The organism is Candidatus Streptomyces philanthi, assembly GCF_059553635.1.
In genome coordinates this window covers 1-11,978 of sequence record NZ_JCANQV010000183.1, presented here as the reverse complement: position 1 = coordinate 11,978, position 11,978 = coordinate 1, and the positions used below count along the sequence as shown (strand labels likewise).

At 71.3% G+C, this 11,978-nt stretch carries 9 protein-coding genes and 2 pseudogenes; 6 read left to right on the top strand and 5 right to left on the bottom strand.

The genetic code is table 11. From position 1 onward, the window contains the following. The 3 genes from AC51EU_RS20290 to AC51EU_RS20280 form a co-directional block, all read right to left on the bottom strand. On the bottom strand, window positions 1–772 hold a 772-nt coding region (locus tag AC51EU_RS20290), incomplete at its 3' end, for an ABC transporter ATP-binding protein (protein WP_496268426.1). 50 nt (window positions 773–822) lie between these two features. After that, entirely contained in the window at window positions 823–2,067 is a 1,245-nt protein-coding gene (locus tag AC51EU_RS20285) for an ABC transporter substrate-binding protein (RefSeq protein ID WP_496268425.1), read from the bottom strand. A gap of 140 nt (window positions 2,068–2,207) precedes the next feature. After that, complete coding sequence (locus AC51EU_RS20280; protein WP_496268424.1) at window positions 2,208–3,725, bottom strand: gamma-aminobutyraldehyde dehydrogenase; 1,518 nt, start codon at window positions 3,723–3,725, stop codon at window positions 2,208–2,210. A gap of 224 nt (window positions 3,726–3,949) precedes the next feature. Between AC51EU_RS20280 and ybiA the strand changes: the two genes are divergently transcribed. Beyond that, entirely contained in the window at window positions 3,950–4,567 is a 618-nt protein-coding gene (gene ybiA, locus AC51EU_RS20275; protein WP_496268423.1) for a riboflavin biosynthesis intermediates N-glycosidase, read from the top strand. Window positions 4,568–4,730: 163 nt separating this feature from the next. Further along, window positions 4,731–5,753, top strand: coding sequence for an adenosine deaminase (locus tag AC51EU_RS20270; protein WP_496268422.1), 1,023 nt, complete (start codon window positions 4,731–4,733; stop codon window positions 5,751–5,753). Between the two features lie 42 nt (window positions 5,754–5,795). Here AC51EU_RS20270 and AC51EU_RS20265 read toward each other — a convergent pair whose 3' ends face one another. Both AC51EU_RS20265 and AC51EU_RS20260 read right to left on the bottom strand, forming a co-directional pair. Continuing rightward, window positions 5,796–6,977: a polyamine ABC transporter substrate-binding protein gene (locus AC51EU_RS20265; RefSeq protein ID WP_496268421.1), complete on the bottom strand. Its 1,182-nt coding sequence runs from the start codon at window positions 6,975–6,977 to the stop codon at window positions 5,796–5,798. A gap of 107 nt (window positions 6,978–7,084) precedes the next feature. Next, on the bottom strand, window positions 7,085–8,539 hold the full coding sequence (locus tag AC51EU_RS20260; protein WP_496268420.1) for a gamma-aminobutyraldehyde dehydrogenase: 1,455 nt from the start codon (window positions 8,537–8,539) through the stop codon (window positions 7,085–7,087). 181 nt (window positions 8,540–8,720) lie between these two features. Here AC51EU_RS20260 and AC51EU_RS20255 point away from each other — a divergent pair, with 181 nt between their 5' ends. The 4 genes and pseudogenes from AC51EU_RS20255 to AC51EU_RS20240 all read left to right on the top strand — a co-directional run. Further along, window positions 8,721–9,194, top strand: a complete 474-nt coding sequence (locus tag AC51EU_RS20255) for an Lrp/AsnC family transcriptional regulator (protein WP_066984361.1) — start codon at window positions 8,721–8,723, stop codon at window positions 9,192–9,194. 2 nt (window positions 9,195–9,196) lie between these two features. Beyond that, window positions 9,197–10,558 (top strand): aspartate aminotransferase family protein, encoded by a 1,362-nt coding sequence (locus tag AC51EU_RS20250; RefSeq protein ID WP_496268419.1) that lies wholly within the window; start codon window positions 9,197–9,199, stop codon window positions 10,556–10,558. Window positions 10,559–10,892: 334 nt separating this feature from the next. Continuing rightward, window positions 10,893–11,549, top strand: a pseudogene (locus tag AC51EU_RS20245) (ABC transporter ATP-binding protein); the annotation flags it as partial. Further along, window positions 11,531–11,978: pseudogene (locus AC51EU_RS20240) on the top strand (hypothetical protein); the annotation flags it as partial. The pseudogenes AC51EU_RS20245 and AC51EU_RS20240, both read left to right, overlap by 19 nt.

The window sequence follows — 11,978 nt, the reverse complement described above, 5'->3', positions numbered from 1 at the left end:
GGTCGCCGCCGGTGCCGGTGATCTCGGCACGGATGAGGTTGGAGGTGCCGAGGAAGTTGGCGACGAAGGTGGTGGCGGGGTTCTCGTAGAGGTCGGCGGGGGCGCCGAGCTGTTCGACCCGGCCGCCGTTCATCACGGCCACGGTGTCGGCCATCGTCATGGCCTCCTCCTGGTCGTGGGTGACATGGACGAAGGTGATGCCGACCTCGGTCTGGATGCGCTTGAGCTCCAGCTGCATCTGGCGGCGCAGCTTGAGGTCGAGGGCGCCCAGCGGTTCGTCGAGGAGGAGCACCTGGGGGTGGTTGATCAGGGCGCGGGCGACCGCGACGCGCTGCTGCTGGCCGCCGGAGAGCTGCTGGGGCTTGCGGCGGGCCATCGGTCCGAGCTGCACGAGGTCGAGCATCTCCTCGACCTGCTTGGTCACGGACCTGATGCCGCGGCGGCGCAGGCCGAAGGCGACGTTCTCGAAGATGTCCAGGTGCGGGAAGAGGGCGTAGTTCTGGAAGACGGTGTTGACCTGGCGTTTGTAGGGCGGCCGGTGGGTGACGTCCTCGCCGCCGAGTTCGACGGTGCCGTGGGTGGGGTCCTCCAGCCCGGCGATCATGCGCAGGGTGGTGGTCTTCCCGCAGCCGGAGGCGCCCAGCAGGGCGAAGAAGGAGCCCGCCGGAATCGTGAGGTCGAGGGGGTGGACGGCGGTGAAGGAGCCGTAGGTCTTGCTGATGCGGCGCAGGCGGACGTCGCCGCCGCTGTGTTCGTGCGCGGTCTGGGTCATGGGGCGTCCCGTGTGTCGGTGGGCGGGGCGGCGGGCCGGGGCCGCGGCGCTCAGGAACCGGTGAGGTCGGAGAACTTCTGGGTGAAGGCCCGGTTCTCCGCGGCGCTCAGGGCGCGGAAGGAGTGGGACCTGGCGGCCGTCTCCGCGTCGGGCAGGATCAGCGGGTTGGCCGCGAGACCCTTGTCGATCTTCGCGAGTTCGTCGCGCACACCGTCGACCGGGCAGGTGTAGTTGATGTACGCGGCGAGCCGTGCGGCCTCCCGCGGCCGGTAGTAGTGGTCGATGAGCCGTTCGGCGTTGCGCTTGTGGCGGGCCCGGTTCGGCACCATCAGGTTGTCGGTGGACGTCATGTAGCCGGCCTTCGGCACGGTGAACGCGATGTCCGGGTTGTCGCGCTGGAGCTGGACGACGTCACCGGCCCAGGCGACGCAGGCGGCGAGGTCGCCCTTGTCGAGGTCGTTGGTGTAGTCGTTGCCGGTGAAGCGGCGGATCTGGCCGGAGTCGACGGCCTTCTGGATCCGGGCGACGGCCGCGTCGAAGTCGTCCGCGGTGACGTCCTCGGGGCGGGTGCCCATGTCGAGGAGGGTCAGGCCGACGCTGTCGCGCATCTCGGAGAGGAAGCCGACCCGGCCCCTGAGCGCGGGGTCCTCCAGCAGCTGGGAGACGGAGTCGACCTTCCGGCCGCCGGTCGCCCGCTTGTTGTACGCGATGATCGCGGGGATGCCCTGCCAGGGGTAGGAGTGGGCGCGGCCGGGGTCCCAGTCGGGGTCGCGGAACTGTGCGGCCAGATGGGCGCGGGCGTGCGGGAGCTGCGCGGGGTCGAGCTTCTGGATCCAGCCCAGGGAGATCATCCGGGCGCACATCCAGTCGGTGAGGACGATCAGGTCGCGGCCGGTGTCGTGGCCCGCCGCGAGCTGGGCCTGGACCTTGCCGAAGAACTCGTCGTTGTCGTTGATGTCCTCGGTGTACTTGACGGTGATCCCGGTGCGCCGGGTGAACCCGTCCAGGGTGGGCCGGTGCCTGCCGTCGTCGGTGACGTCCATGTACTCGGTCCAGTTGGAGAAGCTGAGACGTTTCTCCTGGGCCGAGTGGTCCGGGGAGCGCCCGGCGTCGGTACGTCCCGCGGGCGGGATGCCGCAGGCGGCGAGGGCGCCGAGGCCGCCGATCGCGGTGGCGGCCGCGCCGGTGGCCCGCAGCAGGGTGCGCCGGGTCATGGCCAGCCGGCCGTCACGCAGACTGCGGCGGGCCGCGGCGAGTTCGGCCGGGGAGAAGGGTTCGGGGCGGGGTGGTTCCATACGCGGTGCCCTTTCAGGGAGGGGTCCGGCATGCGGCCGGTGAGGGGGGTGCCGCGCGGCGGCGGCCGGGGCGGGGCACTCGGTCCGGCCGGGCGGTGCGGGCCCGGCCGGTTCGTCCCGGTGGGCGGAGGGGTGTCCGCTCAGGCGCGGTCCCCGAAGACGGTGCGGTGCCAGTCCTTCCGGGCGACCGCCGTGTTGTCGTACATCACATGCTTGACCTGCGTGTACTCCTCGAAGGAGTAGCTGGACATGTCCTTGCCGAAGCCGGACGCCTTGGCGCCGCCGTGGGGCATCTCGCTGATGATCGGGATGTGGTCGTTGACCCAGACGCAGCCCGCCCGGATCTCGCGGACGGCGCGGCCGGCGCGGTAGACGTCCCGGCTCCAGGCGGAGGCGGCGAGCCCGTAGGGGGTGTCGTTGGCGAGCGCGAGGCCCTCGTCGTCGGTGTCGAAGGGCAGGACGACAAGGACCGGGCCGAAGATCTCGGACTGGACGATCTCGCTGTCCTGGGCGGCGCCGGTGATCAGGGTGGGCCGGTAGTAGGCGCCGCGGGCGAGGTCGCCGCCGGGCGCCCGGCCGCCGGTGACGACGGTGGCGTGGGCGCGGGCCCGGTCGACGAAGCCGGCGACCCGGTCGCGCTGGGCGTGGGAGATCAGCGGGCCGAGGTCGGTGGAGGGGTCGAAGGGGTCGCCGAGGCGGACGGTCGCCATCAGGTCGGCGACGCCGGAGACGAACGCGTCGTACAGGGGCCGCTGGACGTAGGCGCGGGTGGCGGCGGTGCAGTCCTGGCCGGAGTTGATCAGCGCGCCGGCCACCGCGCCGTGGACGGCGGCCTCCAGGTCGGCGTCGTCGAAGACGACGAAGGGCGCCTTGCCGCCGAGTTCGAGGTGCAGCCGCTTGACGGTGCCGGTCGCGAGCGCGGCGACGCGCTTGCCGACGCCGGTGGACCCGGTGAACGACGTCATCGCGACAGCGGGGTGGCCGACGAGGTGTTCCCCGGCGTCCGGGCCCGCGCCGGAGACGATGTTGAGGACGCCGTCGGGCAGTCCGGCGCGCCGCGCGGCCTGCGCGAACATCAGCGACGTCAGCGGGGTGGTCTCGGCGGGCTTGAGGACGACGGTGTTGCCCGCGGCGACGGCCGGGAGGATCTTCCAGGCGGCCATCTGGAGGGGGTAGTTCCAGGGCGCGATGGAGCCGACGACGCCGAGCGGTTCGCGGCGTACGGAGGAGGTGTGGTCGGGGCTGTACTCGGCGCTGGCGCGGCCCTCCAGATGGCGGGCGGCGCCGGCGAAGAACGCGGCGTTGTCGATGGTGCCCGGGACGTCGAACTCCGTGCTGAGCTTGATCGGCTTGCCGCAGTTCAGCGATTCGGTGCGGGCGAGATCGTCCGCGTCCTCGGCGAGGGCGGCGGCGAAGCGGTGCAGTACGTCGGAGCGTTCGCCCGGCGTCGCGCCGCCCCAGGCGGGGAAGGCGTCGGCGGCGGCCGCGACGGCGGCGTCGACGTCGCCGGTCCCGGCGAGTTCGTAGTGGTGGACCCGCTCGCCGGTGGCCGGATCCACTATGTCCTGGGTGCGGCCCGACGTACCGCGGCGCAGTCGTCCGCCGATGAAGTGGGCGCCCTCGGCGAACCGTTCGCCCACATCGCGTCGCTGATTCATGGTGCTCTCCTCCGCCGGGCCGCGGGGCCGCCGCACGGCGTAGTTCTGTCCGGAATCGATGGCTGATCCTGACAGAGGAGCCCAGGGCCAACAAGGGATTCCGTTGTTGCCTTTTGGTCACGCGACGGATTCTGCGAATTCCGTCGTACGGCGCCCGACACGTTGTCAGACCCCCCTGCCAGAATCCCGGCATGATGCACGACAGCACAGGGGGCGCGGGGGACATGACGGTACCGACGAGCGAAGAAACCGTGACGAAAGGGTACGAGGGCGGCACGGCGGACGGTCCGCGGTCCGTTCCGGAGCTGCTGTCCGCCCTGGAGGCGGGCGAACGCCTGAAAATCCTGCATTTCTGGGGTCACACCCCACGGCGCGACGGGGAACCGGGACCGTACTGTTTCAGCCAGTGGTGGCCCTCGCCCTTCACCGTCGACGGCGTCACCTACGCCACGGCCGAGCACTGGATGATGGCGGGCAAGGCGCGGCTGTTCGGGGACGCGGAGGCGGAGCGGCGGGTGCGGGCCGCCGCCCATCCCCGGCAGGCCAAGGCCGAGGGCCGCACGGTCCGGGGCTTCGACGGCGCGGTCTGGGAGCGGCACCGCTTCTCCCTGGTGGCCGAGGGCAATGTCCACAAGTTCGGACAGGACCCGGGGCTGCGCGCGTATCTGCTGGGCACGGGCGCCCGGGTGCTGGTGGAGGCCAGTCCCGTCGACCGGATATGGGGGATCGGGCTGGCGGCCGACGACGAGCGGGCGGCGGACCCGTCCCGCTGGCGCGGGCTGAACCTGCTGGGGTTCGCGCTGATGGAGGCCCGCCAACGGCTGGCGGCCCAGGAGGGCTGAGGCTCCCCGGGGGCCGCGTACGGCGGTCTCCCGGCGGACCGCCGCGTACGCAGCGCGTGCCCGCCCCCGCGCGGGCCCCGCCTCGCCCCGGCCGCCGCTCCCCCGCCGCATACGATGACGAACCGTTCCGCACCTTCCCCACCCCCTGGACCAGGAGGAACCGTTGTCCGGTCTCGATGCCTTCATCGCGGGTCTGCCCAAGGCGGAGCTGCATGTCCACCACGTCGGCTCGGCCTCGCCGCGGATCGTCTCCGAACTGGTCTCCCGCCACCCGGGCTCGGCCGTCCCCACCGACCCGGCGGCGCTCGCCGACTTCTTCTCCTTCCGGGACTTCGCGCACTTCATCCAGGTCTATCTCTCCGTCGTGGATCTCGTCCGCACGGCAGAGGACGTGCGGCTGCTGACGTACGAGATCGCCCGGGACATGGCCGGGCAGAACATCCGCTACGCCGAGCTGACCCTCACCCCCTTCAGCTCGACCCGCCGCGGCATCCCGGGCCCCGCCTATGTCGAGGCGATCGAGGACGCCCGCAGGGCCGCGGAGGCCGAGCTGGGCGTGGTGCTGCGCTGGTGCTTCGACATTCCCGGGGAGGCGGGGCTCGAAGCGGCCGAGGAGACCGCGCGGATCGCCTGCGAGCTGCGGCCCGAGGGCCTGGTCTCGTTCGGGCTCGGCGGTCCCGAGATCGGGGTGCCGCGCCCGCAGTTCAAGCCGTACTTCGACCGCGCCCGCGCCGAGGGCCTGCACTCCGTGCCGCACGCCGGCGAGACCACGGGCCCGGAGACCGTCTGGGACGCGCTGACCGCGCTGCGCGCCGAGCGCATCGGCCACGGCACCAGCGCCGTCCGCGATCCCCGGCTGCTGGAGCACCTCGCCGAGCACCGCATCCCGCTGGAGGTCTGCCCCACGTCCAACATCGCCACCCGCGCGGTGCCCACCCTGGAGGAGCACCCGATACGGGCGATGGCCGAGGCGGGCGTCCTCGTCACGGTCAACAGCGACGACCCGCCGATGTTCGGCACGGACCTGTGCGCCGAGTACGGCATCGCCGCCCGGTTGCTGGGCCTGGACACGGAGGGCGTGGCCGCGCTGGCCCGCAACGCCGTGGCCGCGTCCTTCATGGACGCGCCCGCCAAGGCCCGGCTGACCGCCGAGATCGACGCGTACACGGCGGCCTGGCCGCGGTAGGAGCGGATGCGCGGCGGGCGGTGCCGTCCGCCGCGCGCCGGTTCACAGCCCCACGAGGGCGTTCCACGCCGCGGTGAGCTCCGGTCGTTCCGCGGACGTGATGTCCCGGGCGACGGCGAGCTTCCGGCGCATCGCGGCGTCGGGGAAGATCAGCGGGTCCTCGGCGAGCCGGGCGCGTTCCTTGTCCTTCGAGGCGGCCAGGATGTCGCGTGCGGCGGGGACGGGGCAGACGTAGTTGACCCAGGCGGCGAGGTCGGCGGCGACCTCGGGCCGGTAGTAGTGGTCGATCAGCAGCTCGGCGTTGCGCTTGTGCGCCGCGAGGTCGGGGATCATCAGGCTCTCGGACCAGAGTTCGCCGCCCTCCTCGGGCACCACGAACGCGATGTCGGGGTTGTCGGCCCTCAGCTGGATGACGTCCCCGGAGTACGCCTGTGCCGCGAGCACATCGCCGGAGTCCAGGTCCTTGATGTAGTCGTTGCCGGTGAAGCGGCGGATGTGGCGCCTGCGGACGAGGCGGCCGAGCCGGTCGGTCATCCGGTGGAAGTCGTCCGCCGTCCAGCGGGTGATGTCGGCGCCCTCGCCCTGGAGGAGCATGGCGAAGCCCTCGTCGAGCCCGGACAGCAGGGTGACGCGGCCGCGCAGGTCGTCCTTCCACAGGTCGGCGGTGCCGCGGATCTCGCGGCCGAGCCTGCGGCGGTTGTAGGCGATGCCGGTGACGCCGGACTGCCAGGGGACGGTGCGACGGCGGCCGGGGTCGAAGCGCGGTGAGGCCAGTTGCGGGTCGAGATGGCGGGCGACGTGCGGCTGGGCGGCGCGGTCCATCTCCTGGACCCAGCCGAGTCGGACGTAGCGGGCGCACATCCAGTCGCTGACGACGATCAGGTCGCGGCCGGTGGGCAGGTGGTTCATCAGCGCCGGGCTGATCTTCCCGAAGAACTCGTCGTTGTCGTTGATCTCCTCGGTGTAGGTGACGGAGATCCCGGTGCGCCGGCGGAACGCCTCCAGTGAGGGCCTGCGCTGCTTGTCGTGGTCGTCGACGTCGATGTAGAGCGGCCAGTTGGCGAAGGTGAGGGTCCGCTCCCGCGCGGAGCGGTCGCGGGCGGCGCGGTCGCGGGCCTCGATGCGGGCGGGTGGTACGCCGCAGCCGGCCAGTGCGGTGAGCGCCCCGGCCGCCCCGGTGCCGCCCATGCCCCGTAGCAGCGAACGCCGCGAAAGATCAGCCATGGCGTGCACTCTCACGCGTCGCGGGCAAAGGCGGCAAGCCGACAGAGCGTCAGCCGCCGGGCCTTTGCCCGCGACGTTGTGTCGGGCGGGGTGCCGCCCGGGACGGCTCAGCCGTCGAGCGAGGTCATCACGTGCTTGACGCGGGTGTAGTCCTCGAAGCCGTAGGCGGAGAGGTCCTTGCCGTAGCCGGACTTCTTGAACCCGCCGTGCGGCATCTCGGCGACGAGCGGGATGTGGGTGTTGATCCACACGCAGCCGAAGTCGAGGTTCTTGGACATCCGCATGGCGCGGGCGTGGTCCTTGGTCCACACCGAGGAGGCCAGGGCGTATTCGACGCCGTTGGCCCACTCCAGGGCCTGCTCCTCGTCGCGGAAGGACTGGACGGTGATGACCGGGCCGAAGACCTCCTTCTGGATGATCTCGTCGTCCTGCCGGAGGCCGGAGACGACGGTCGGGGCGAAGAAGTAGCCCTTGTCGCCGACGCGTTCGCCGCCCGCCTCGATCTTGGCGTGGGCGGGGAGCCGGTCGATGAAGCCCTGGACCTGGGCGAGCTGGTTGGCGTTGTTCAGCGGGCCGTAGAGCACGTCCTCGTCGTCCACCGCGCCGGTCTTCGTCTCGGCGGCGGCCTTGGCGAGGGCGGTGACGAACTCGTCGTGGACGGACTCGTGGACGAGGACGCGGGTGGCGGCGGTGCAGTCCTGGCCGGCGTTGAAGTAGCCGGCCATGGCGATGTCCTCGGCGGCCTTGGCGATGTCGGCGTCCTCGAAGACCACGACGGGCGCCTTGCCGCCGAGTTCGAGGTGGACGCGCTTGAGGTCCTTGGAGGCGGACTCGGCGACCTGGATGCCGGCACGGACGGAGCCGGTGATGGAGGCCATCGCCGGGGTCTTGTGCTCGACCATGAGGCGGCCGGTGTCGCGGTCGCCGCAGACGACGTTGAACACGCCGCGCGGGTGGCCGAGTTCGTCGAGGACGCCGCCGATGATCTCGGCGAGCAGGACCGTGGACGCCGGGGTGGTGTCGGACGGCTTGAGGACGACGGTGTTGCCCGCGGCCAGCGCCGGGGCGAACTTCCACACGGCCATCATCATCGGGTAGTTCCAGGGCGCGACCTGGGCGCAGACGCCGACCGGCTCGCGGCGGATGATGGAGGTGAAGCCGTCCATGTACTCGCCGGCCGAGCGGCCCTCCAGCATCCGCGCCGCGCCCGCGAAGAAGCGGATCTGGTCGGCCATCGGGGGGATCTCTTCGGAGCGGACCAGCGCGAGCGGCTTGCCGCAGTTCTCGGACTCGGCGGCGATCAGCTCCTCGGCGCGCTCCTCGATGCGGTCGGCGATCTTGAGCAGGACCTTCTGGCGCTCCGCGGGGATCAGGTCGCGCCAGGCGGGGAAGGCGGCCTCGGCGGCGGCCATCGCGGCGTCGACGTCGGCGGCGGCCGACAGCGGCGCGGTGGCGTAGGGCTCGCCCGTCGCCGGGTTGACCACCTCCGTGGTCCGCCCGTCGGCGGCGTCCCGGAACTCCCCGTCGATGTAGTTGCGCAGACGACGCAGTGCGGTGGTCACTGTGCGCCCCCTTCAATCAGCTGTGTCCGGTGGTTGCGGCCCCCACCCTAGCCATCAGGGTCACGTTTTCGACATACCCAACAAGAGTGAACAACGGAATCAGTGAAATTTAGATCGCTACTCAACTGATTTCATTGATTCAGTCTTGCGGGACGGACGAGGCTCGTGCACAGTGAGGGATGTGGCCACTCGTGACAGAAACGGCACTCCGTCGATCGACTCCGTCTCCCTGGCGATCATCGAGCAGCTCCAGGAGGACGGTCGCCGTCCGTACGCCGCGATCGGCAAGGCCGTCGGCCTGTCCGAGGCGGCGGTACGCCAACGCGTACAGAAACTGCTCGACCAGGGCGTGATGCAGATCGTCGCCGTCACCGACCCCCTCACGGTCGGCCTCCGGCGGCAAGCGATGGTCGGCATCAACGTCGAGGGCGACCTCGATCCCGTGGCCGACGCCCTGACGGCCATGGAAGAGGTCGAGTACGTCGTCATGACCGCGGGCTCCTTCGATCTCCTCATCGAGATCGTCTGCGAGGACGACGACCACCTGCTGGAAATGATCAACAAGCGAATCCGCACGCTGCCCGGCGTACGGAGTACCGAGAGCTTCGTGTACCTCAAGCTCCGGAAGCAGACCTACACCTGGGGAACGAGATAGCTATGAGCGCCGACCTTTCCAAGACGGCGTACGACCATCTGTGGATGCACTTCACCCGCATGTCGTCGTACGAGAACGCCCCCGTGCCGACGATCGTCCGCGGTGAGGGCACCAACATCTACGACGACAAGGGCAAGCGCTACATCGACGGCCTCGCGGGCCTCTTCGTCGTCAACGCCGGCCACGGCCGGGTGGAGCTGGCCGAGACCGCGTACAAGCAGGCCCAGGAGCTGGCCTTCTTCCCCGTGTGGTCCTACGCCCACCCCAAGGCCGTCGAGCTCGCCGAGCGGCTGGCCGGCCACGCGCCGGGCGACCTCAACAAGGTCTTCTTCACCACCGGCGGCGGCGAGGCCGTCGAGACCGCGTGGAAGCTGGCCAAGCAGTACTTCAAGCTCACCGGCAAGCCGATGAAGCACAAGGTGATATCCCGCGCGGTGGCCTACCACGGCACCCCGCAGGGCGCCCTGTCCATCACCGGCCTGCCCGGCCTGAAGGCCCCGTTCGAGCCGCTGGTCCCCGGCGCGCACAAGGTGCCCAACACCAACATCTACCGCGCCCCGATCCACGGCGACGACCCCGAGGCGTTCGGCCGCTGGGCCGCCGACCAGATCGAGCAGCAGATCCTCTTCGAGGGCCCCGAGACCGTCGCCGCGGTCTTCCTGGAGCCGGTCCAGAACGCCGGCGGCTGCTTCCCGCCCCCGCCCGGCTACTTCCAGCGGGTCCGCGAGATCTGCGACCAGTACGACGTGCTGCTCGTCTCCGACGAGGTCATCTGCGCCTTCGGCCGCCTGGGCACGATGTTCGCCTGCGACAAGTTCGGCTACGTCCCGGACATGATCACCTGCGCCAAGGGCATGACCTCGGGCTACTCCCCGATCGGCGCCTGCATCGTCTCCGACCGCCTGGCCGAGCCGTTCTACAAGGGCGACAACACCTTCCTGCACGGCTACACCTTCGGCGGCCACCCGGTCTCCGCCGCCGTGGGCCTCGCCAACCTCGACATCTTCGAGCGCGAGAACCTCAACCAGCACGTCCTCGACAACGAGAACGCGTTCCTCACCACCCTCCAGAAGCTCCACGACCTGCCGATCGTCGGCGACGTCCGCGGCAACGGCTTCTTCTACGGCATCGAGCTCGTCAAGGACAAGAACACCAAGGAGTCCTTCAACGAGGAGGAGACCGAGCGCGTCCTGTACGGCTTCCTCTCCAAGGCGCTGTACGACAACGGCCTCTACTGCCGCGCCGACGACCGCGGCGACCCGGTCATCCAGCTCGCCCCGCCGCTCATCGCCGACCAGCCGGTCTTCGACGAGATCGAGCAGATCCTGCGCACCGTCCTGACCGAGGCGTGGACCAAGCTCTGACCGTCCGCCACCCGGCACGGCGCGGCAGCCGTCACCACGGAGGGCGTACCACCGACGGCGGTACGCCCTGACGGCCCGTCAACGGCCCGGATTCACTCAGGTAAACCCATACGAGTGAATCTGGGCCGTTGTGCATGCCACGTGCCGAAACCGGAGGGGCCGCACTCCTTACCGTGCCAGTGACCGATACCCTCCATGGTCGTTCACCCGACTGGGGGAACGAACGGACGCGACGAGCTGAGGTGCGCAGATGGTGGCCCCACCTGACAACGACATTCTCTGGGCACGCGGCCTGCACCACTCCTACGGCACCACACCGACACTGAGCGGCCTCTCCCTCGGCGTCCGCGCGGGGGAGATCCTCGCCGTCACCGGCCCCCGGGGCAGCGGCAAGACCACCCTTCTGCGCTGCCTTTCCGGACAACTTCCCCCTTCCGAGGGAGAGATCTGGTTCAACAGTTCCCCCGTCCACACCCTCAAGGCCCGCAGCCGCGAACGGCTGCGCCTCGAACGGTTCGGCTGGATCGACCCCGAGCCCCATCTCGTCCCCGAGCTCTCCGCCTGGGAGAACACCGCCCTGCCGCTCCTGCTGAACGGCAACGGCCGCCGCGCCGCCAAGCTCGCCGCCTGCGAGTGGCTCGACCGCCTCGACGTCGGTGACTGCGCCCGCCGCCGCCCCTCCCAGCTCGACCGGTCGCAGTGCCAGCGCGTCGCCCTCGCCCGCGCCCTCGCCGCCACCCCCCAGGTCCTGTTCGCGGACGAGCCGACCGCCCCGCTGCACCGCGCCGACGGCGCGCAGCTGCTGCGCACCCTCACCACCGCCGCCCGCTCGCACGGGATCACCGTGGTCCTCGCCACTCTCGACCCCGAGGCGGCCGCGCTCGCCGACCGCACCCTCGCGCTCCTCGACGGCCGCCGGGCCGGCACCGCGGCAGCCACCGCCGACGCCTCCGGCACGGAAGGCAGGGCCGAGTGTTCGCTCTCCGTCTGACCCTCGCCACTTCCCCGTCCGTCCTGCTGCGCCGGCTCTGCGTCACCGCCGCGGCGGCGGGCACCGGCTTCCTGCTGCTGGCGGCCGTCGGCCACGCCGCCGCCCGCCCCGCGGCGGCCGCCGACTCGCCCGTGCGGCTGCTGTGGTGCCTCGTCCCGCTCGCCGCCACCGCCCAGTTCGCCGTGTCCGTGGCCCGTACCGATCCCGCGGCCCGCCTGCGGCGCGGCATGACGGCGGCCGGGCTCGGGCCCGTACGGCTCACCCTGCTCGCCGCCGTCTCCACCGCCGTGACCTGCGCACTCGGCGTCGTCCTCGCCCTGCTGGCGTTCTGCCGGCTGCGCGGCGACCTCGGCGGCGGCCCCTCCCGGCTGGTCCCCGCCGAGGTACTGGGCGCGGGCCACCCGGTGCCCCTCATCGGGTCGCTGCTGC